This is a genomic window from Spirillospora sp. NPDC127506 (assembly GCF_040302145.1).
Taxonomy (GTDB): Bacteria; Actinomycetota; Actinomycetes; order Streptosporangiales; family Streptosporangiaceae; genus Spirillospora.
In genome coordinates this window covers 117,882-137,336 of record NZ_JBEORG010000012.1, presented here as the reverse complement: position 1 = coordinate 137,336, position 19,455 = coordinate 117,882, and the positions used below count along the sequence as shown (strand labels likewise).

18 protein-coding genes are annotated in these 19,455 nt (G+C 74.6%); 8 read left to right on the top strand and 10 right to left on the bottom strand.

Annotated features, from left to right (window positions below):
* Positions 1-241 precede the first annotated feature (241 nt).
* Complete coding sequence (locus tag ABTW95_RS14680; protein WP_500226509.1) at positions 242-1,255, top strand: methyltransferase; 1,014 nt, start codon at positions 242-244, stop codon at positions 1,253-1,255.
* A gap of 1 nt (position 1,256) precedes the next feature.
* Here the strand turns inward: ABTW95_RS14680 and ABTW95_RS14675 are convergent, their stop codons facing one another.
* A complete protein-coding gene (locus ABTW95_RS14675; protein WP_396445754.1) occupies positions 1,257-1,604 on the bottom strand; it encodes a ClpX C4-type zinc finger protein in 348 nt (115 codons plus the stop codon).
* An 85-nt stretch (positions 1,605-1,689) separates the two neighbouring features.
* Here ABTW95_RS14675 and ABTW95_RS14670 point away from each other — a divergent pair, with 85 nt between their 5' ends.
* Complete coding sequence (locus ABTW95_RS14670) at positions 1,690-1,833, top strand: hypothetical protein (RefSeq protein WP_396445753.1); 144 nt, start codon at positions 1,690-1,692, stop codon at positions 1,831-1,833.
* An 81-nt stretch (positions 1,834-1,914) separates the two neighbouring features.
* Here ABTW95_RS14670 and ABTW95_RS14665 read toward each other — a convergent pair whose 3' ends face one another.
* The 6 genes from ABTW95_RS14665 to ABTW95_RS14640 all read right to left on the bottom strand — a co-directional run bounded on the left by ABTW95_RS14665 (position 1,915) and on the right by ABTW95_RS14640 (position 9,127).
* The gene (locus tag ABTW95_RS14665; protein ID WP_396445752.1) at positions 1,915-2,949 is read right to left on the bottom strand and encodes an SGNH/GDSL hydrolase family protein; all 1,035 of its coding nucleotides are present in this window, start codon (positions 2,947-2,949) and stop codon (positions 1,915-1,917) included.
* A gap of 303 nt (positions 2,950-3,252) precedes the next feature.
* A complete protein-coding gene (locus tag ABTW95_RS14660; protein ID WP_396445751.1) occupies positions 3,253-3,750 on the bottom strand; it encodes a GNAT family N-acetyltransferase in 498 nt (165 codons plus the stop codon).
* Positions 3,751-3,790: 40 nt separating this feature from the next.
* Positions 3,791-5,512 carry an ABC transporter ATP-binding protein gene (locus ABTW95_RS14655; RefSeq protein ID WP_500226508.1) on the bottom strand — a complete coding sequence of 574 codons (1,722 nt, stop codon included), beginning with the start codon at positions 5,510-5,512 and terminating at the stop codon, positions 3,791-3,793.
* Positions 5,509-7,296, bottom strand: a complete 1,788-nt coding sequence (locus ABTW95_RS14650) for an ABC transporter ATP-binding protein (RefSeq protein WP_500226507.1) — start codon at positions 7,294-7,296, stop codon at positions 5,509-5,511. The genes ABTW95_RS14655 and ABTW95_RS14650 overlap by 4 nt, the downstream gene beginning before the upstream one ends.
* Complete coding sequence (locus tag ABTW95_RS14645) at positions 7,293-7,679, bottom strand: cupin (protein ID WP_396445748.1); 387 nt, start codon at positions 7,677-7,679, stop codon at positions 7,293-7,295. Before ABTW95_RS14645 ends, ABTW95_RS14650 begins: the two co-directional genes overlap by 4 nt.
* The gene (locus ABTW95_RS14640) at positions 7,676-9,127 is read right to left on the bottom strand and encodes an MFS transporter (protein ID WP_500226506.1); all 1,452 of its coding nucleotides are present in this window, start codon (positions 9,125-9,127) and stop codon (positions 7,676-7,678) included. Before ABTW95_RS14640 ends, ABTW95_RS14645 begins: the two co-directional genes overlap by 4 nt.
* A gap of 165 nt (positions 9,128-9,292) precedes the next feature.
* Between ABTW95_RS14640 and ABTW95_RS14635 the strand changes: the two genes are divergently transcribed.
* The 3 genes from ABTW95_RS14635 to ABTW95_RS14625 all read left to right on the top strand — a co-directional run bounded on the left by ABTW95_RS14635 (position 9,293) and on the right by ABTW95_RS14625 (position 12,059).
* Positions 9,293-10,435, top strand: coding sequence for a sensor histidine kinase (locus ABTW95_RS14635; protein WP_500226505.1), 1,143 nt, complete (start codon positions 9,293-9,295; stop codon positions 10,433-10,435).
* Positions 10,432-11,091 (top strand): response regulator, encoded by a 660-nt coding sequence (locus ABTW95_RS14630; protein WP_500226504.1) that lies wholly within the window; start codon positions 10,432-10,434, stop codon positions 11,089-11,091. Before ABTW95_RS14635 ends, ABTW95_RS14630 begins: the two co-directional genes overlap by 4 nt.
* Positions 11,092-11,198: 107 nt before the next feature.
* Positions 11,199-12,059: a GNAT family N-acetyltransferase gene (locus ABTW95_RS14625; protein ID WP_500226503.1), complete on the top strand. Its 861-nt coding sequence runs from the start codon at positions 11,199-11,201 to the stop codon at positions 12,057-12,059.
* Here the strand turns inward: ABTW95_RS14625 and uvrB are convergent.
* Positions 12,052-14,169, bottom strand: coding sequence for an excinuclease ABC subunit UvrB (gene uvrB / locus ABTW95_RS14620; RefSeq protein ID WP_396445743.1), 2,118 nt, complete (start codon positions 14,167-14,169; stop codon positions 12,052-12,054). The two genes, ABTW95_RS14625 and uvrB, sit on opposite strands and share 8 nt — an antisense overlap.
* Positions 14,170-14,267: 98 nt before the next feature.
* Entirely contained in the window at positions 14,268-15,431 is a 1,164-nt protein-coding gene (locus ABTW95_RS14615; protein WP_500226502.1) for a sensor histidine kinase, read from the bottom strand.
* A 132-nt stretch (positions 15,432-15,563) separates the two neighbouring features.
* Between ABTW95_RS14615 and ABTW95_RS14610 the strand changes: the two genes are divergently transcribed.
* Genes ABTW95_RS14610 through ABTW95_RS14600 form a run of 3 tightly spaced genes read left to right on the top strand, consistent with a single transcriptional unit; the run spans position 15,564 to position 18,167 of the window.
* Positions 15,564-16,577, top strand: coding sequence for a hypothetical protein (locus ABTW95_RS14610; RefSeq protein WP_500226501.1), 1,014 nt, complete (start codon positions 15,564-15,566; stop codon positions 16,575-16,577).
* Positions 16,574-17,254 (top strand): hypothetical protein, encoded by a 681-nt coding sequence (locus tag ABTW95_RS14605; RefSeq protein WP_500226500.1) that lies wholly within the window; start codon positions 16,574-16,576, stop codon positions 17,252-17,254. Before ABTW95_RS14610 ends, ABTW95_RS14605 begins: the two co-directional genes overlap by 4 nt.
* Before the next feature lie 28 nt (positions 17,255-17,282).
* Complete coding sequence (locus ABTW95_RS14600) at positions 17,283-18,167, top strand: inositol monophosphatase family protein (protein ID WP_396445739.1); 885 nt, start codon at positions 17,283-17,285, stop codon at positions 18,165-18,167.
* 52 nt (positions 18,168-18,219) lie between these two features.
* Here ABTW95_RS14600 and ABTW95_RS14595 read toward each other — a convergent pair whose 3' ends face one another.
* Complete coding sequence (locus ABTW95_RS14595) at positions 18,220-19,452, bottom strand: ArsB/NhaD family transporter (protein WP_500226499.1); 1,233 nt, start codon at positions 19,450-19,452, stop codon at positions 18,220-18,222.
* Between the last annotated feature and the right edge of the window lie 3 nt (positions 19,453-19,455).

Genomic DNA, 19,455 nt, shown 5'->3' with positions numbered 1-19,455 from the left:
GCGCCTCCGAGACGCGACCCCATTTCCCGCGCGTCCACTTCCCGGGCGCATGCCGGGAGCGCCCTCCCGCTCATCGCCGGTGAGGCGTCCCCGGCGGCCGCCCCCTTTTTGACGGACCCCGGTTGTAGCGTTCGGGGCGACGTCGGCCGTCGGGCCGCGGGCTTGCGAGGAGGCGGGCTCCGTCCTGGTCGTCGTCGGACGGCCAGACGGCGTCGGGTGGCGGGCTTGCGAGGAGGCGGGTATGGGCGACGAGGCGTCCGGGTGGGGCGGGGCGTTGTGGGCGGCGGCCGATCTGGTCACTCCGATGGCGATCCGGGTGGCGGCCACGCTGCGGCTGGCCGATCACATCGCGGCCGGTACGCGGACGGACGAGGCGCTCGCCGCGGCGGCGCACGCCGAACCCGACGCGCTGAGGCGCCTGCTCGGGCACCTGGTCACCGCCGGTGTGGTCTCCCGTGCCGAGACCGGTGACTACCGCCTGACCGGGCTGGGCGAGCAACTGCGGGACGACGCCCCCGGCGGCCTGCGGGCCTGGCTCGATCTGGAAGGGGCCATCGGGCGCGCCGACCTGTGCTTCGTCGAACTGCTCCACACCGTCCGCACCGGTGAGCCCGCGTTCCCCCGCCACTTCGGCCGCGACTACTGGGACGACCTGTCCGCCGACCCGGACCGGGCGGCGTCGTTCGACGCGCTGATGGGAGGGCGGCTGGTGGAGGAGGCGCCCGCCCTGGCCGCCGCCTACCCCTGGGGCGGACTCGGGCACGTGGTCGACGTGGGCGGCGGCAACGGCACCCTGCTCATCGCCATCCTGCGCGCCCACGAACACCTGCGGGGGACGGTGATCGACCTGGCCGGGCCGGTCGCGCGCGCCGAGGAGGCCATCGCCGCGGCCGGGCTGGGCGATCGCGCCGAGGCCCGGGCGGGCAGCTTCTTCGACGCCCTGCCCGCCGGGGCGGGCGGATACCTGCTCTCGGGCGTCCTCCACGACTGGGACGACGAGCACGCCGCCCGCATCCTGCGGCGGTGCGCCGACGCCGCCGGGGAGACGGGCAAGGTGCTCGTCGTCGAGCACGTCGCCAACGTCCAGGGCGCCACCCGGGACACCGAGGGCGACCTGCGCATGCTGTGCTACGTCCGCGGCAGGGAGCGCACCCTGGACGAGCTGGGCGAACTGGCCGCGTCCGCCGGCCTGCGGGTCGGGTCGACCGGGCCGGGCGGGCAGCACTCGATCATCGAGCTGGTCCCGTCCGGCTGACTCAGTCCTCGCCGGAGAAGCGCTCCCAGGCGGACTGGCGGGTGATGCCGAGCGCCCCGCCGATCCGCGACCAGGTGACCCCGCGGCGGCGCAGCTCCTGGACCCACGAGCGCAGGTCGGCCTCGACCTGGGCGACGGCGGCGGCGACGCGCGGGATGTGGTCGAGCATCTCGTCGTCGCTCAGCGACTCCCAGGGCGGCAGGCGCAGCTCGACGGGCCTGTCCTCGTACTCCTTGATGATCGCGTCCGCCAGGGACACGCATTCGTTGCAGATGTGCACTCCCGGGCCGGCGACCAACCGCTCGACCTGGGTGTGCCGCTTGCCGCAGAACGTGCACTGGACCGTCATCGCTCCTCCCTTTCGTCAGGGTTGCCCTGACACGCTAGGACGTCAGGGACGACCTGACAAGTGATCACTGTGGGACGATGGGGCGGTGCCTCCGCCCGAGCCCGTCGCCGTCGATCCGCCGAGCGCGATCCCCCGGCCGTGGCTCACGCAGTGGTGGCTCGACCTCGCGTTCGTCCACTGGGCCACCGCCCTCGTGGACGAGTACGGCCCGCTCGGCGATCCCCTCTGACCCGGCGATGACGTGCCGGCCGGTCTCCCGGCCCCGAGATCCCGGCGGACGACGCCGGGGACGGCTTCGCCGCGCAGGCCGCTAGGACAGCGGGCGGCCCGGGCCCCTCTGGATCTGGTCGATGAACAGCCGGGCCAGGGCGTGCTGGCCGGCGATCGTCGGGTGGTAGCTGCGCGGCTCGGCCTCGAGCGCCGGCAGCTTCACCGCCAGGCCGTTCATGTACGCGTCCCGGCTGCCGACCTCGTGCCCGGCGAACGCGCTGTAGGCGTCGACGAACTCCACGCTGCCGGGAGCGTGCGTCGCGACCTTGCGCGCGTCGGCCTCGGCGGCGGTCTGGCGGATCAGCCGCCCCAGGTCGTAGGCGCGGGCGTTCAGCCAGCGCTGGTCCGACACCGTGATGTTGTCCCCGTCGACGCCGCTGACTTCGGAGAACGCCTTCGGATAACCCATCACGATCACCCGCGCGTAGGGCGCCCTCGCGGTGATCTCGGCGAGCAGCCCCGAGAGGTTCTGCCGCAGGTCGGACATCTTCTCGGCGATCTCCGTGCCCTGCCTCGTGCAGCCCTTGCTCCACGGGAACTTGACGACGCATCCCGCGAGCACCTTGGAGAAGCCGACGTCGTTGCCGCCGATGCTGATGGTGATCAGGCTGGTGTCGCGCCCGATGCGGCCGATCTGCGGCGGTTCCCCGCCGCGCCCCTTCAGGACGTCGCGGGTGGTGGCGCCGGAGCAGGCCCAGAACGAGGAGCCCTTCGCGAAGCGGAACGTCCGGGCGACCTCGTGGTAGTACGCCTTGGACGTGCGGTGGCAGCGGTCGAGCGGGTTGTGGTCGGCCGCGGTCGCCTCCGCGCCGACACCCGCCGAGTAGGAGTCCCCCAGCGCGACGTAGGCGCCGCGGGTGGCCGCTTCCAGGGGCGTGGGCGCCCGGTGGGCGGCGACGGGGTCGGCGCGCTTCTCCGGCGCGGGCGCCCGGCATCCGGCGCCGAAGACCTCGCAGCGCACAGCCGGCAGCGCCACCAGCGGGACGACGGCCAGCGCCAGCAGCGCCACGAGGAGGACGATCGCGGCGTTCCGCTCGCCGAGACGGTCGCGTATCCACGTCACCGGGCTGGTCATCGTCCTCCTTCCGCGTCCATCGGCCAGACGTCCGTGAACCGTCCCGGGTTCCCGTCTTTACATTGTAGATCTTGATCTGGAGCGCGGCCGCGGGGCCCCGCGTTCAGAGGACCGACGATGAGTCAGCGGGAAGGACGCATGCTCGCGGTACTGGCCGGCCTCGCGGCCGGTCTGAACGCCCACATTCCGGTGCCGCTCGTCGGCCCGATCGCCTGGTCCGGCTCGCCGACGGGATCCTCGCCGGGGCCGGGCGTGCCGCTCGGGTACACGGGCCACCCGCCTGCTCCGGCGACGGCGGGGCCGCTAGGCGAGCGGCGCCCACATGACGACGCGCGGCCCGAGCTCGTGCAGCCCGGCCTCGATCTCGGCGTCCCAGTAGGACCTGATGCCCGGCCCCCACCGCTCCTCGGGCAGGCCGGCGAACCCGTGCCGGGCGTACCAGGGGCCGTTCCACGGGACGTCCCGGAACGTCAGGAGGCTGACGCCGGGCGCGCCGGCCGCCGCCGCGCGCGCCATGACCTCGTCCAGCAGCCGGACGCCGATCCCGCGGCCCGTCAGGTCGCCGCGCACCGAGATCTGCTCCAGGTGCGCGGCCCCGTCGACCTCCTCGACCGCCGCGAACCCCACCGGCGGGTCGCCGGCCACCACGATGTCGGCGCCCTTGCCGATCACCTGCTCGACCACGGTCGGGCCGGGCGGGAAGACGATCCCGATCTCCGCGAACATCGCATCGCCCGAGTTCTCGATGTCCGCCAGGCCCGGCAGGTCCGCCGGGCGCGCCGGCCGTACGTCGTACTCCATCCCGCGATCGTAGGCCGCGGCCCCGGGCGGCGGCCTCCCCTTATCCGCCGGCCGGCGGGCCGGGCGGTTCCGCGGCGCTCCAGAACTTGGCGTAGCGGCCGCCGCGGCGGAGCAGCTCGGCGTGGCCGCCCTCCTCCACGATCCGGCCGCCGTCCAGGAGGGCGACGCGGTCGGCGCGCCGGACGGCCCGCGGGCGGTGCGCGACCATCACCACCGTCCGCCCGGCCATCAGGCGCTCGACGCCCTCGTGGACGGCCGCCTCGCTCACCGGGTCGAGCGCGGAGGTCACCTCGTCCAGCAGCACGATCGGCGCGTCCTTCAGCAGCGCCCGCGCGATCGAGACGCGCTGGCGCTCACCGCCCGACAGCAGCGCGCCGCCCTCGCCGACGCGCGCCGCCCACCCGCCGGGGAGCCGCTCGATCACCTCGTCCAGGCGCGCCGCGGCCGCCGCCGCCCGCACCTCGGCGCCGCCGGCGTCCGGGCGGCCCAGGCGCACGTTCTCCTCGATCGTGCCGTCGAAGAGGTAGACGTCCTGGAAGACGACGGCGATCTGCGCCATGAGCGCCTCGGTGCCGATCGCGCGCACGTCCACGCCTCCCACGCGCACCGCGCCCGCGTCCACGTCGTGGAACCTCGCCAGCAAATGCAGCAGCGTGCTCTTGCCCGCGCCGGACGGCCCCACGATGGCGAGGCGCTCCCCCTCGCGCACGGACAGCGACAGGTCCCTGATCACCGTGCGGCCGCCGTGCCGGAACGTGACCGACTCGAACTCCAGGTCGCGCCGCACCGGCCGGACCGGCTCGCGGGGCTCGGGCAGCGGCTCGGTGCGCAGCACCGCGTCGAGCCGCGCCAGGTCGGAGCGGGCGGCGCGCATCCGGCCGCCGATGGACGACAGCGACAGCAGCGGATCGGCGCAGCGGGCGGCGAGCACCAGCATCGCCAGGACCTCCGCCGCGCCGATGCGCCCGCCCAGCGCGAGATAGGCGCCCAGCACCAGCATCGCGGTGAACGCCGCCTGCACGGCGAGGTTCAGGCCGAGCGCCCCGGGCAGCGCCGACAGCGCGGAGCGGCGGGACGCGCGGCGCAGCCCGTCCAGCGAGTCGTCGAGCAGCCGGAAGCGCTCGGCGGTGCGGCCCCCCGCCCGCAGCACCGGCTGGGCCTGGAGGTACTCGATGACGCGCCCCGCCGCCTCGTCGGCGCGCTCGTGGTGCTCGGCGTCCGCGGCGGCCGTCGAGCGGCCCGCCCAGACGTGCACCAACGCGACGACCGGTACGGCGGCCAGCGCGGCGAGGCCCATGCGCCAGTCGAACGCGAGCATCACGGCGACGATCGAGAGAGGCGTCACGCAGGCGGAGACGAACGGACCGAGCATGTGCGCGATCACGCTCATCGCCCGCAGGACGCCGCCGCCCGCCAGGACGGACAGCTCGCCGACGCGGCCCCCGCCGTACCAGCCGACGGGCAGCCGGGCCAGATGGCCGCCGAGCCGGTGGTACATGCCGTGCAGCAGCGTCGTCCCGGCGCGGAAGCCGGCCAGGTCGGCGGCGTAGCGCAGCACCGCGCACCCGGCGACCGCGGCGCCGAACGCGGCCAGCCACGGCCACGCGTCCCGCGGCGCGTCCCCGAACAGCTCCCGGAGCACGGGGACGAGCAGCGCGCAGGACAGCCCCTCGGCGGCCGCGGTCACCGCCATCAGGGCCGCGGTGCGCCGCACGGGAGGCGCGTACTCCGGTCCCAGCACGCGCAGCAGCATTCTGATCATCGGAGGCCGGCTCCTCGCAGTGCGGTGTCGTCGGCGCCGATCCCGTCGGCGGCGCCGATCCCGTGCGCCGCCGCGCGGTGGGTGCGCCAGAGCGCGGCGAACCTCCCGCCGCGCGCGAGCAGCTCGGCGGGTGCGCCGCGTTCGGTGATCGCGCCGTTCTCCAGGACGACGACGGTGTCGGCGCCGGCGATCGTCTCCAGGCGGTGGGCGATGACCAGGACCGTCCGGTCGCCCTTCAGCTCCGCCAGGGCGCGGCGCACCGCCCGCTCGGTCAGCGGGTCGGCGAAGGCGGTCGCCTCGTCCAGCACCAGGACGGGCGCGTCGGCGAGCAGCGCGCGGGCGAGGGCGATCCGCTGCGCCTCGCCGCCCGACAGCCGCACCTCGTCGCCGATGACCGTCTCGTATCCGCGCGGCAGTTCCAGGACGCGGTCGTGGACGTTCGCCGCCCGCGCGGCGCGGACGATGTCGCCGCGCCCGGCGTGCGGGACCGCGAGCGCGATGTTGTCGGCGACCGACGCGCGCAGCAGGCGGACGTCCTGGAAGACGAAGGAGACCGCGCGGTAGAGGTCGCGGGCGGCGATCTCCCGCAGGTCGGCGCCGCCGAGGCGGACCGATCCGGCGGCCGGGTCGAAGAACCGCGGCAGCAGCTGGACCAGCGTGGACTTCCCGCTCCCGGACGGCCCGACGACGGCGGTGAACGTGCCCGGTTCGAGGACGAGGTCGATGCCCCGCAGCACCTCCCGGCCGGCGTCGTATCCGAACCGGACGCCGGTCAGCTCCACCCGGTGGCCGCGGGGCGCGGCCGGGCGCGCGGGCTCGGGCAGCGGCGGCCACGCCAGCACGTCCCGGATCCGGCCGACCGCGCGGCGGGCGGCCTGCATGTCGTCGAAGCCGTGGCCGAGGGCCTCCACCGGGGCGGTCAGCCCCAGCCCGAGCAGCAGGAAGGGCAGCAGGTCGGCGGCGGGCATGCCGCCGCCCGCGATCATCGCCGCCCCGCCGGTCAGCACGGTCGCCAGGACGAACGGCGGCGACAGCACCGCCTGCATCGCCGCGGCGACCGGGGACAGGCCGCGCACCATGCGGTAGAAGGAGCGGACGAACTCGTCCACGGCCGCGGTGAACCCGCGGTGGGCGCGCTCCCCGCCGCCGAACGCCTTCACCACCGCGATGCCCTGCACGAACTCGACGACGGAGTCGGAGATCCGCGCCATGCCCTCGTCGAACTCCCGCTGCTCGCGCAACCGGGCCGGGGTCATCATCAGCGGGACGAGCGCCAGCGCCAGCGCGACCGGGACGAGGGTGACCAGCGTGAGCCGCCAGTCGACGGTGAACAGGTAGACCAGCGACACGAGCGGCACCGCGAACGCGGACACCAGCTCGGAGGGCGTGTGCGCGATGAACGGGTGCACCGCGCTCACGTCGTCCCCGACGACCTTGGCCAGTTCGCCGGTGCGGCGCCGGGAGAGCCGGCCGAGCGGGACGAGCCCCAGCCGCTCGGCCAGCGTGCGGCGGAACGACAGCTGCACGCGAACGTCCAGGAGGTGCCCGAGCCCGGACGAGGCGGCCGTGAACAGCAGCCGGAGGAACAGGCCGGCCGCGCCCGCGGCCACGGCGGTCCAGGCGTGCCCGTGGTCGACCGGGCCGGGCGCCAGGAGGGTCCGGCCGAGTTCCACGACGGCGAGCAGCGGCGCCAGGCCCGCGACGGCCCCGATCACCTGGAGGGCCACGATGGCGGCGAAGCCGCGCGCGTGGGGGCGCAGCAGCCCCGTCACGCTCCCGCTCATCCCCCTCCCTCCCGCTTCTCGCGGCGGCTGCCGCGCGGCAGGGTGACGGCCATGACGGTGCTGGGCACGTCCAGCTCGATGCGGTGCCAGCGCCCGCGCGGGACGACGGCGGCGGTTCCGGCGGTCAGCCTGATCTCCTCCTCCCGCTCCCCCGGGCGCTCCGGGCGCAGGTAGAGGCGGAATTTGCCGATCAGGCAGGAGACGACCTCCTCGGCCTCGGGATGGATCTCCCAGTGGTCGGCGTGGACGTCCTCGCCGGTCTTGGCGTGGACCGCGGTCAACCGCCAGCCGTCCCCGCCGCCCGCTCCGCCTCCCGCGCGGATGGTGCCGCCTCGCTGGAGGTGGACGGAGGACGAGAAGAGGTCGATCGGGGTGACGGTCATTCCGGGCCCCCTTCCCGCCGCGGCGCCGGCGGGCCCGTGCGGGGCAGGACGGCCAGGGCGATGAGGACCGCGGAGGCCAGGAGGACCGCGCCGAGGACCATGCCGAGCGCGTACCCGTCGTTGAGGGTCGCGGGCGTGACGATGCCGCCGGTGCGGTGGTGGGCGGCGGTGCCGAGGGCCGCGAGGCCGAGCGAGGCGCCGATCTGGCGGGAGCTGTTGAGCAGGCCGGCGGCGACGCCGGTCTCGTGGGACGCGACGCCGGCGGTGGCGGTGGAGACGAGCGGCGCGAGGCAGAGCCCGATCCCGACGCTGGCGACGATCGACGGGCCGAGGACGTCGCTCGCGTACGAGCCGTCCGAGCTGATCAGGCCGAACCAGGCGAACCCGGCCGCGGTCATCGCCGCGCCGCCGGCCAGCACGGTCCTGGGGGCGGCGCGGTAGCCGATCCGGACGGCGAGGACGGAGCCGGCGATCACGCCGAGGGCGAACGGCAGGAACATGGCCCCGGTCAGCGCCGCGCCGTGGCCGAGCACCCGCTGCAGGTAGAGGGACATGAAGTAGAAGGACGAGGCCATGGCCCCGCCGACCAGGAGGTTGACGGCGTTCGCGCCGGTCACCGAGCGGTTGGCGAACAGGCCGAGCCGGACCAGCGGATCGCGGGGCGTGCCCCGCTCCACGAGGACGAACGCGGCCAGCAGCACGGCGGCCGCCGCCAGCGTCGCCACGGTGACCGGCGACGTCCACGAGTTCTGCTCGGTGCGGACGACGCCGAACACCAGCAGGGTCAGGCCGCCCGTGGCCAGGACGGCGCCGAGCACGTCCGGGCGGCCGCCGCGGGCGGGCGCCGGAGCGGACCTGATGCCCCGCCACGCCATGGCCAGCGCGGCGGCGGCCATCGGCACGTTCACGAACATCACCCAGCGCCAGCTCGCGTACTCGGTGAGCACGCCGCCGATCAGCACGCCGAGGGCGCCGCCGGCGGCGTTCACCGCGCTCCAGATCCCGAAGGCCCGGACGCGGGCGCGGCCCGTGGGGAACGCCTCGGTCAGCAGCGCCAGCGCGGCGGGGGCCAGCATGGCGGCGCCCACCCCCTGCGCGGCGCGGGCGGCGACCAGATGGCCGGGCACCTGCGCGAGACCGCCGAGGAGTGAGGCGAGCCCGAACAGCCCGAGCCCCAGCAGCAGGACCCTTCTGCGGCCGTACCGGTCGGCGGCCTTGCCGCCCAGCAGGAGCAGGCCGCCGAAGGTCAGCGCATAGGCGTGGATCACCCAGGTCACGCCCACCGCGCTGAAGCCGAGGCCGGCGCCGATCTGCGGAAGCCCGACGTTCACGACCGACAGGTCCAAGGAAACCATGAACTGCACGACGGCCACCGCGGCCAGGACGAGCCCCGGCCGGGCGTCCGGCCGGGCGTCCGCCGTCCTCGTCGTCGCTTCGTTAATCGTCATGCCGGACATCGTCACGGCCGGACCGGCCGGCGGTCGTCCTGCCGGGGAAGACACCTTCGCGCGGCACCCGGGGAGCAGGTTCCGCCCGTCTACAACCCCGGGAGTACTCGTCCATTGCGACGTGCGGCGGAGGACCCCGGCGGAAAAGCCGCTTAACCTACCCAGATGAGGTTCATCGACCGGTTGCCGCCGCTCGCCCAGGACGGTCTGCTCGCCGCCGCGGTGGCCGTCCTGCCGGTGCTCTTCGTGATCTTCACGGCGGGTTCGGGCCCGCTGGACGTCGTGCTCGCCCTCGCCGGCTCGCTCGCGGTCGTCGCGTGGCGGCGCGCGCCGCTGGCCGCGCTGCTCGTCGGCACGCCCTGCATGCTCGCGGTCGCCGTGCACGTGCAGCCGGGCCCCTCGGCCGTCTTCCCCGTCCTGGTGGCGGTGTTCGGGGCGGCCAGGGCCGGCCGCTGGCCCGCGGCGGCGCTGGCGGCCGCGGCCTTCCTCGGCGCCGACCTGGCGGTGAACCTGCCCGGCGCCGACGGACCCGTGGAGGGCCTGGAGAACACCTCGCTGCTGCTCGGCTGGTTCGTGGCGGCCGGCGTGGCGGCGACGGTGACCCGGCACCGGCAGGCGTACCTGGAGGAGGTCGAGCGGCGCGCCGCGGAGGCCGAGCGCACCCGCGAGGAGGCGGCCCGGCGCCGCGCGGGCGAGGAGCGGCTGCGCATCGCCCGCGAGCTGCACGACTCCCTCACGCACAGCATCTCGATCATCAAGGTGCAGGCGGGCGTCGCCGTCCACGTGGCGCGCAGGCGCGGCGAGGAGGTGCCGCCCGCGCTGCTGGCCGTCCAGGAGGCCAGCGGCGACGCGATGCGCGAGCTGCGCGCCACCCTGGAGGTGCTGCGCGACCCCGGCGGGCCGGACGACGAGGCCGCCGCCAGCGGCCTGGACCGCCTGCACGACCTCGTGGAACGCGCCCGCTCGACCGGGCTGCCCGCCACCGTGACGGTCTCCGGCACCCGGCGCGACCTGCCCGCCGAGGTCGACCGGGCCGCGTACCGGATCGTCCAGGAGGCCCTCACCAACGTCTCCCGGCACGCGGGCGGCGCGTCCGCCGAGGTGCGCATCGACTACACCCCCGGCGGGCTGGTCGTGCGGGTCGACGACGACGGCAAGGCGGACCCGGACGCGCCGCCCGTCCCGGGCACCGGCCTGCTCGGGATGCGCGAGCGCGTCGCGGCGCTCGGCGGGCGGCTCCGCGCCGAGCCCCGGCCCGAGGGCGGCTTCACCGTGTGCGCCGAGCTCCCCCTGGGAGGCGAGGCGTGATCCGCGTGCTCCTCGTGGACGACCAGGCGCTGATCCGCGGCGGTTTCCGCGCCCTGCTGGAGATCGAGGACGACGTCGAGGTGGTGGCCGAGGCGGCGAACGGCGAGGAGGGCGTCGCGCTCGCCGTCGAGCACCGGCCGGACGTCGCGCTCATCGACGTCCAGATGCCGGTGATGGACGGCATCGAGGCGACCCGGCTGATCGCCGCCGACGAGCGGCTGGCGGGCGTCCACGTCGTGATCCTCACCAACTACGGCCTGGACGAGTACGTCTTCAACGCCCTGCGCGCCGGCGCCTGCGGGTTCATGGTCAAGGACACCGAGCCCGCCGACCTGGTGCAGGGCGTCCGCGTCGCGGCCCGCGGCGACGCCCTGCTGTCCCCCGCGATCACCCGGCGGCTGATCGGCGAGTACGTCGCCCGCCGCCCCGAGCCCGCGCCCGGCGCCCTCGACGTGCTGACCAACCGCGAACGCGAGGTCACCGCGCTGGTGGCCCGCGGCCTGTCCAACGACGAGATCGCCGCGCACATGGTGATCAGCCCGACCACCGCCAAGACCCACGTCAGCCGCGCGATGACCAAGCTGGGCGCCCGCGACCGCGCCCAGCTGGTCGTCTTCGCCTACGAGTCCGGCCTCGTCACCCCCCGCCGCGCCTGACTCCGGCGAAGGCGGGCAGGCGGGACGCCGCCATGGTCCCGCCCGTCCGGCGAATTTCCGGGGGAAAACCGGATGCGGGCGCCGCGGCGGCGGGGGCATGCTCGGGTATGGCCTGGACACTCACCGACGATCTCGACGGGTTCCTCGCGCGGGCGGGCGGCTTCCTGCGGGCCGATCCCGTCGCGAACACCGTGCCGCTGACCGTGACCGAGTCCATGCGCGTCCAGGGCCCGGGCCTCTTCGGGGAGGCGCTGCTCGGCTGGTGGACGGAGGGCGGGCGGGTCGCGGGCGCGTGCCTGTGGACCGGCGCGCACCCGCCGATGCTGAGCGCGATGCCGGAGGCGGCGGCCGCGGAACTGGCGGAGACGCTGGCCGGGCGGGGCGCGGCGGTGTCCGGGATCAACGGGGCGCCGGAGGCCGCCGCGGCGTTCGCGGACGCGTGGACGAAGAGGACGGGGGCGGCGAGCACGGTCGCGATGCGGCAGCGGCTCTACCGGCTCGGCCGCCTGGACGCCCCCGCTCCGCCGCCCGAGGGCACCGCGCGGGTGGCGGGCGGCGCCGACCGCGGCCTGGCGATGGAGTGGTTCACCGCGTTCTACGCGGACGCCGGGGAGCCCAGGCGCGCGAACCCGGGGCTGGTCGACGGCAGGATCGCGGCGGGCGGGGTGGTCTTCTGGGAGATCGGCGCCAGGCCGGTGGCGATGGCGGGACGCACCGAGGTCGTCGCGGGCATGGCCAGGGTGGCGCCGGTGTACACGCCGCCGGAGCACCGGCGCCGCGGCTACGGCGCGGCGGTCACCGCCGCCGTCACCCAGGGCGCGCTGGACGCGGGCGCCGAGCACGTCGTGCTGTTCACCGACCTCGCCAACCCGACGAGCAACGGCATCTACCGGCGCCTCGGCTACCGCCCCGTCGAAGACCGCGTCGTGCTCGGCTTCACCCCGCCGCCCGGGGGCCGGCTCACTTGACGCCGGCCTCCTTCATGTCGCGGAGTTCGCGCTTGAGCTCCTTGATCTCGTCGCGGAGGCGGGCGGCGAGCTCGAACTGCAGGTCGGCGGCGGCCTGGTGCATCTGCTCGGTCATCTGCTCGATCAGCGCCTCCAGCTCCTCGCGGGGCCGGTCGCCGACCAGGTCGGCGGCGTGGCGGCCGACCTCCCGGGCCTTGGACGCCAGGCCGGGGACGGGGGCCTTGCCGCGGGACTGCTGGCGGCCGGCGCCGCCGATGAGGGTCTCGGTGTCGGCGTCCTCGCGGGCGAGGGAGTCGAGGATGTCGGCGATCCGCTTGCGCAGCGCCGTCGGCTCGATGCCGTGCTCGGCGTTGTAGGCCTGCTGCTTGGCGCGGCGCCGGTTGGTCTCGTCGATCGCCCGCTCCATCGACGGGGTGACCGTGTCGGCGTACATGTGGACCTGGCCGGACACGTTGCGGGCCGCGCGGCCGATCGTCTGGATGAGGGACGTCTCGGACCGCAGGAAGCCCTCCTTGTCGGCGTCGAGGATCGCGACCAGGGAGACCTCGGGCAGGTCGAGGCCCTCGCGGAGCAGGTTGATGCCCACGAGGACGTCGAACTCGCCGGTGCGCAGCTCCCGGAGCAGCTCGATGCGGCGGAGGGTGTCGACCTCGCTGTGCAGGTAGCGGACCCGGATGCCGAGTTCGAGGAGGTAGTCGGTGAGGTCCTCGGCCATCTTCTTGGTGAGGGTGGTGACGAGGACGCGCTCGTCGCGCTCGGTGCGCTCGCGGATCTCGTGGATGAGGTCGTCGATCTGGCCCTTGGTGGGCTTGACGACGATCTCGGGGTCGATGAGCCCGGTCGGGCGGATGACCTGCTCCACGACGTCGCCCTTGACGCGGTTCAGCTCGTAGGGGCCGGGCGTCGCGGACAGGTAGACGGTCTGGCCGATGCGGTCGAGGAACTCCTCCCACTTCAGCGGGCGGTTGTCCATCGCGGACGGCAGCCGGAACCCGTGCTCGACCAGCATCCGCTTGCGGGACGCGTCGCCCTCGTACATTGCGCCGATCTGCGGGACGGTCTGGTGCGACTCGTCGATGACGAGGAGGAAGTCCTCCGGGAAGTAGTCGAGGAGGGTGTTGGGGGCCGAGCCGGGGCCGCGGCCGTCGATGTGCCGGGAGTAGTTCTCGATGCCGGAGCAGGTGCCGACCTGCCGCATCATCTCGATGTCGTAGGTGGTGCGCATGCGCAGCCGCTGCGCCTCCAGCATCTTGCCCTGCCGCTCCATTGCGGCGAGGGTCTCCTCCAGCTCGGCCTCGATGTCGCGGATCGCCCGCTCCATCCGCTCGGGCCCGGCGACGTAGTGCGAGGCGGGGAACACGTACAGCTCGTCGTCCTCGGTGATCAGCTCGCCGGTGAGGGGATGCAGGGTGGCGAGCTTCTCGATCTCGTCGCCGAACATCTCGATGCGGACGGCGAGCTCCTCGTACTGCGGGATGATCTCGATGGTGTCGCCGCGGACCCGGAACGTGCCGCGGGTGAACGCGAGGTCGTTGCGGGTGTACTGCATGCCGACGAGCTGCCGGAGCAGGTCGTCGCGGTCGATCTCCTGGCCGACGTGCAGCCGCACCATCCGGTCGACGTACTCCTGCGGCGTGCCGAGGCCGTAGATGCACGACACCGACGCGACGACGACGGTGTCGCGGCGGGTGAGCAGCGAGTTGGTCGCCGAGTGCCGCAGCCGGTCGACCTCATCGTTGATCGAGGAGTCCTTCTCGATGTAGGTGTCGGTCTGCGGGATGTACGCCTCGGGCTGGTAGTAGTCGTAGTACGACACGAAGTACTCGACGGCGTTGTTCGGCAGCATCTCGCGCAGCTCGTTGGCGAACTGCGCGGCGAGCGTCTTGTTCGGCTGCATGACCAGGACGGGCCGCTGCAGCTTCTCCACCAGCCACGCGATCGTGGCGGTCTTCCCGGTGCCGGTGGCGCCGAGCAGCACCGCGTCCTTGTCGCCGCGCCGGATGCGGTCGGCCAGCTCGGCGATCGCCTGCGGCTGGTCGCCGGACGGCTTCATCTCGGTGACGACCTCGAACGGCGCGACGCGGCGCCGCAGGTCGGTGACTGGACGCATCGGCACTCCCCTGTCCCGGCGTACTACCTGCTCCGACAACTGTATGCAGGGCCTGCGACATTCCCGGCCGGCGCCGGTGCGCGGCCCGTCCCCGCCGGTCAGGAGGCGGGCAGCGGCAGCCGGGCCCGGACGGCGTAGCCGCCCTCGCAGGGCCCCGCCTCGAAGCTGCCGCCGAGCGCGTGGACGCGCTCGCGCAGCCCGACCAGGCCGTTCCCGCCGCTCGGCAGCCGGTGCTCGGGCCGGGCGGTGGGCGGGTCGTTGACGACCGACACCTCGATCGCCTCGGGCAGCAGGCCGAGGGACACCCGGGTGTCGGCGGACCCGGCGTGCTTGTGGACGTTGGTGAGGGCCTCCTGGACGAGGCGGTAGAGCGTCCGCCCCACGGCGTAGGGCATCGGGCGCTCCTCGCCGCTGACCGACATGTCGACGCGGAGGCCGGCGGCGCCGGACTGGCCGACGAGCTCGCGGACGTGGGCGAGCGTGACCGCCTCCTGGGGCAGCGCCTGCTCGCCCTGGCGCAGGACTCCGATGACGTGCCGCAGCTCCTCCAGCGCCTGGCGGCCCATGTCCCCGATGACGCCGGCGGTCTCGGCGGCCCGGACGGGGTCGCGGCCGGCGATCGCCTTGAGCGCGCCCGCGTGCACGACCATGACGCTGATCCGGTTGGCGACCACGTCGTGCATCTCCCGCGCGATACGGGTGCGTTCCTCTCCCCGCGCGCGCTCCGCGAGGAGGTGCTGTTCGCGTTCGAGCCTGGCCGTGCGCTCCTGGAGCGATGCAAGGAGTTGCTTGCGCGCACCCATGTAAAGGCCCAGCAGGACGGGGACGGCGACGAACGCGATGCCGAAGATCGCCTGCGCGGCGAAGGTCTCCGTCGCCGCCGTCGGGGACGGGAACGCCAGCCCGGCGGCGTAGGTGACGGCGGCGATCGTCAGCACCGTCCGGCGGGACGGGGCGTACGCGGCGAGCGAGTACAGGATGACCAGCGTGGCGAAGACGCCCGCCCCGGTGACCGTCCCGAACACGAGCAGGAAGAGGGCGAGGCCGACGGGATGGACGCGCCGCACGACCAGCGCGAGCCCGAGGACGACGCTGCACGCCGAGACGACCCAGGGCGGCAGCCAGAACCTCTGGTCGGAGAACCACAGGAACACGGCGTCGCCGGCGGCCAGGGAGACGGCGAGGAAGACGTCGAGCGCGCGTGAGCGGCGGGTCGGCCACGCCCCCGCCCACGCCCCCGCCCAGCGGCCCCGTACGCGCATGCGAAGAGTCTATGGCGATCAGGCCGACCGTCGATCGCGCAAGTGACCGAAGCCCTTACCGGCCGGGCTTTTCCGCATTCGTTGCACTGTGGTTACGATGACGGCGCGACTAGGACGGGGTGCCAGCCGAACATGACCCGCTTCACGAACTGGCTCGGGAAGAACGCCGACGCGGTGATCGCGCTGGTGCTGGCGATCGTCGTCGCCGTGCTCGGCCTCGGGGTGAACCTGCCGAACGAGGACGAGATCACCAACAGCGGCATCCTCGCGGTGATCGGCCTCCTGGCGACGTCGGTGCTGCGGGACCGGGGGCGGCGCATCCCGGTCGAGGCGGAGGTCCGCGACACGCTGCGGTCGTCGTCGGCCACGCTGGGCGAGCTGAGCGCCAAGCTGACCCGCGTCGAGAGCTTCGAGGACGTCCTGGCCGGCACCAAGCGCGCGCTGGACGAGTCGACGGTGGTCCGCGTCATCGGCGGCGCGCAGGTCGCGCACGTCCTGGAGGAGGCGCGCCGCGACACCGACCGGTGGTTCTTCAAGGGCGGGACGGGCACCTACATCCGCGCCCGCACGCTGCCCGAGTGCGTGGCGGCGGCCCGCAGGGAGCGGCGCACGCTGCTGTTCCGGGTGGAGATCCTCGACCCCTCCAACGTGGAGGTGTGCGAGGCGTACGCCCGGCACCGCCGCTCGGTGTCGGACGGCCCGGACGCGACGGGCGAGCCGTGGACGCTGGAGCGCACCCGCAAGGAGGCGTACGCGACGATCCTCGCGGCGTGCTGGCACAAGCAGCGGTTCGCGATGCTCGACATCGACATCGGCCTGGCGCAGACCATGACGACGCTGCGGTACGACCTCGCGTCGTCGCGGGTGGTGGTCACCCGGGACGACCCGCGCGGCGAGGCCCTGGTCGTCGACAGCAACAAGTTCTACTACAGCTGGGTGAGCGCGGAGCTGCAGACCAGCCTCGACCAGGCGCGCCGCGTCCCGGTCGAGCGGGCGAGGCTGGCGCCGCTGGACGAGGAGCCGACGGTCGAGCAGGTCCGCAAGCTCTTCGAGGTGATCGGCATCGAGCTGGCGTCCGGCTACACCGACCGGGACGTCATCGAGATCATCCGCAAGGCGCTGCGAGCGAAGGACCCCTACGAGTGAGGTACGCCGAGATCCGGGAGGAGATCCGCGCCGGGACCGCCGAGCGGACGCTGCCGGCGTGGGCGGGGCGCGTCCTCGGCGAGATCCTGGGCGGCATCGCGGCGGGCGCGCCGCACGTCCCGGCGGTGCGGCACCCGCTGGGCTTCCTGTGCCTCCCGGTGGAGCGCACCGGCGATCTCGGCGTGTGCCTGCACATCTGGACGCCGGAGGTGCGGCCCGCGCCGACCACCACCTCGCCGGTGCACTGCCACAGCTGGGACCTGCTGAGCTTCGTCCTGTACGGGACGGTGCGGAACGTGCGGATGGACGTGGCGGAGGCTGCCGGTACGGCGTCGCAGCAGGTCTTCGAGGTCATCAGCCACGGCGACGTGGACGAGCTGAGGGCGACGGGGCGCGCCGTCGACTGCGCCCCGCGCCGCTCCGCCGCGCACCGGACGGGCGAGTCGTACACCCTGCCCGCCGGGGTGTTCCACAGCACCCTCATCGAGGGCGGCCGGGACGCGGCCACGGTCGCCCTCGGCCGGCAGACGCCGGGCGGCGGCGACCTGTCGCTCGGCCCGCTCGGCACGCCCACGCACCGCGTGCGCCGGTCCCGTTCCGATCAAGCCGGGACCGAGCGCGCCCTGCGCCGGTCCGCGGCCAGGATCGCCGCCGCCCACTGCTCGGCGCGCCGGTAGGCCGCCGCCCGGACCCGCAGGAGGCCCGATGAGACCCCCGACCCCGTCAGCGGCCGTCCCGGTCGATCTCTCCGAGGCCCGCGCCGTGGCGGTGGACGCCGCCGAGGCGGCGGGCGCCCTGCTGAGCGCCCGCGCGGGCGAGCCGCTGGAGATCCGCCCGAAGGGCGCGGGCCCGGACGTGGTGACGGCGCTGGACACGGCCGCCGAGGAGGTGATCCTCGCCCGGTTGCGGGCCGCGTATCCCGGGCACCGCATCATCGCGGAGGAGTCCGGCGTCCTCGACGGCGCGCCGGGCGAGGAGATGGTGTGGCTCGTCGACCCGCTGGACGGCACCAACAACGTGGCGATCGGGATGCCCGTGTACGCGGTGGGCCTGGCGCTGTGCGCGCGCGCCGAACCGGTCTTGGGCGTCGTCCACGACCCGGTGTCCGGCCGCACGTGGTCGGCGATCCGCGGTAAGGGCGCGCTGGGGCCGGACGAGTCGCTCCTGACGCTGCCCGACCGCCCGCGTCCGGGCCGGGAGGAGCATCCGGTCCTGGCATGGACGCAGGGCCACCAGGTCGAGCCGAACGATCTTGTGGCGTTCACCATGCGCACGGCCCTGGAGAAGCGGTCCGCGCGCATGCTCCAGCTGTGGGCGCCGCTGGTCTGCTGGGCGATGCTCGCGCGCGGGGACATCGACGGCATCGTCGGCTACCTGCCCGAGATCGTCGACCTGCCCGCCGGGGCGCTGCTGGCCGCCGAGGCGGGCGCCGAGTTCCGCCGCCTGGACGGCGGCCCCTACGAGCTCTGCATCGACCGCCCGGCGTCCGAGCTCGGGTTCGTGGCGGCGCGCCCGGACCTCCTCGACCGCCTCCTGGAGACCACGGCCTCGATAGCCATGCCGGACGGCAGCTTCCGCGTCGTCCTCTAGCCCACCCGGCCGACGCGCCCGGTCTCCAGCCCGCCCGGCCGACGCGCCCGATCTAGCCCGCCCGGCCGGTCAGCAGGAGCGCGCCAACCGAGGCGGCGCAGCCCAGGACCGCCAGGACGGCCCCCGTGAGGACGAACTTGCGGATCGGTACGCGCACGTCCCACCGCCGGCACCACTCGAACCACAGCAGCGTGGCGAGCGAACCCCACGGGGTGATGACCGGCCCCACGTTCGTCCCGATGAGCAGGGAGAGGAGCTGCTCCTTGTTCGACGCCGGTACGGCCGACTCCCCCGCCACGTACGCGGGGAGGTTGTTGAGCACGTTCGACAGGCCCGCGCCGGAGAACGCCGCCCGGAAGGCCCCGGCGGCGTCGCCGTCGTGGCCGACGAGGGCCCGCATCGCGTCGTCCAGCCCCCACCGTTCGAGCGTGGGGACGACGAGGAACAGCCCGGTGACGAACACCATGAGCTGCCAGGGGACGAGCGCGGGGCGCAGCGCCGACCGGTCGCGCACCGCGAAGGCGGCGACGGCCACGGCGGCGGCGGCGGTCGCGGCGACGCCGAGCTGCACGCCGGTGTGCACGCCGGCGAGGATCGCGCCGATGAACAGCAGGCACGCGCCCCCCGTCGCGGAGAACAGCACGCGGTCGCGGACGGGCACCGGGTCGGGCGGGTCGTAGGCGTCCTCCCCGCGCATGCGGCGGCGCCAGTAGAACGCCCACAGCAGCGCCATCGTGACGGCCAGGACCGCCAGCTGCGGCAGCCACATGCGGGCCGCGAAGGCACGGGTCTCCAGGGCCACCCGGTCGGCGGCGAGCAGGTTGGTCAGGTTCGACACCGGCAGCAGGAGGCTCGCGGTGTTGGCCAGCCACACCGTCGTCATGGCCAGCGGCAGCGTCGCGATCCCCGCGCGCGCCGCCAGCGCCAGCATGACGGGGGTCAGCAGCACCGCGGTCGTGTCGAGGTTCAGGAAGACCGTGGTGAGCGACGCGAACGCCACGCACAGCAGGAACAGCGCCGCGTAGCTCCCCCGCCCGGCGCGCGCCATCCGCTGCGCGATCGCGTCGAAGACCCCGGCCTCCTTGGTCAGCTCCGCCAGGACGATCACGCTGAACAGGAACAGCAGCAGCGGCGCGATCCGGCCGATACTGGCCCGCGCCGTGCCGGCCGGGAGCAGGCCGGTGGCGACGAACACGAGCCCGGCCGCGAGGACCCCGATCCGGATCCGGTCGAGTACGCCCAGGGAGCGGGCGGTGCGGCGCAGGGTCTGCATCGGGGGCGGCACGGC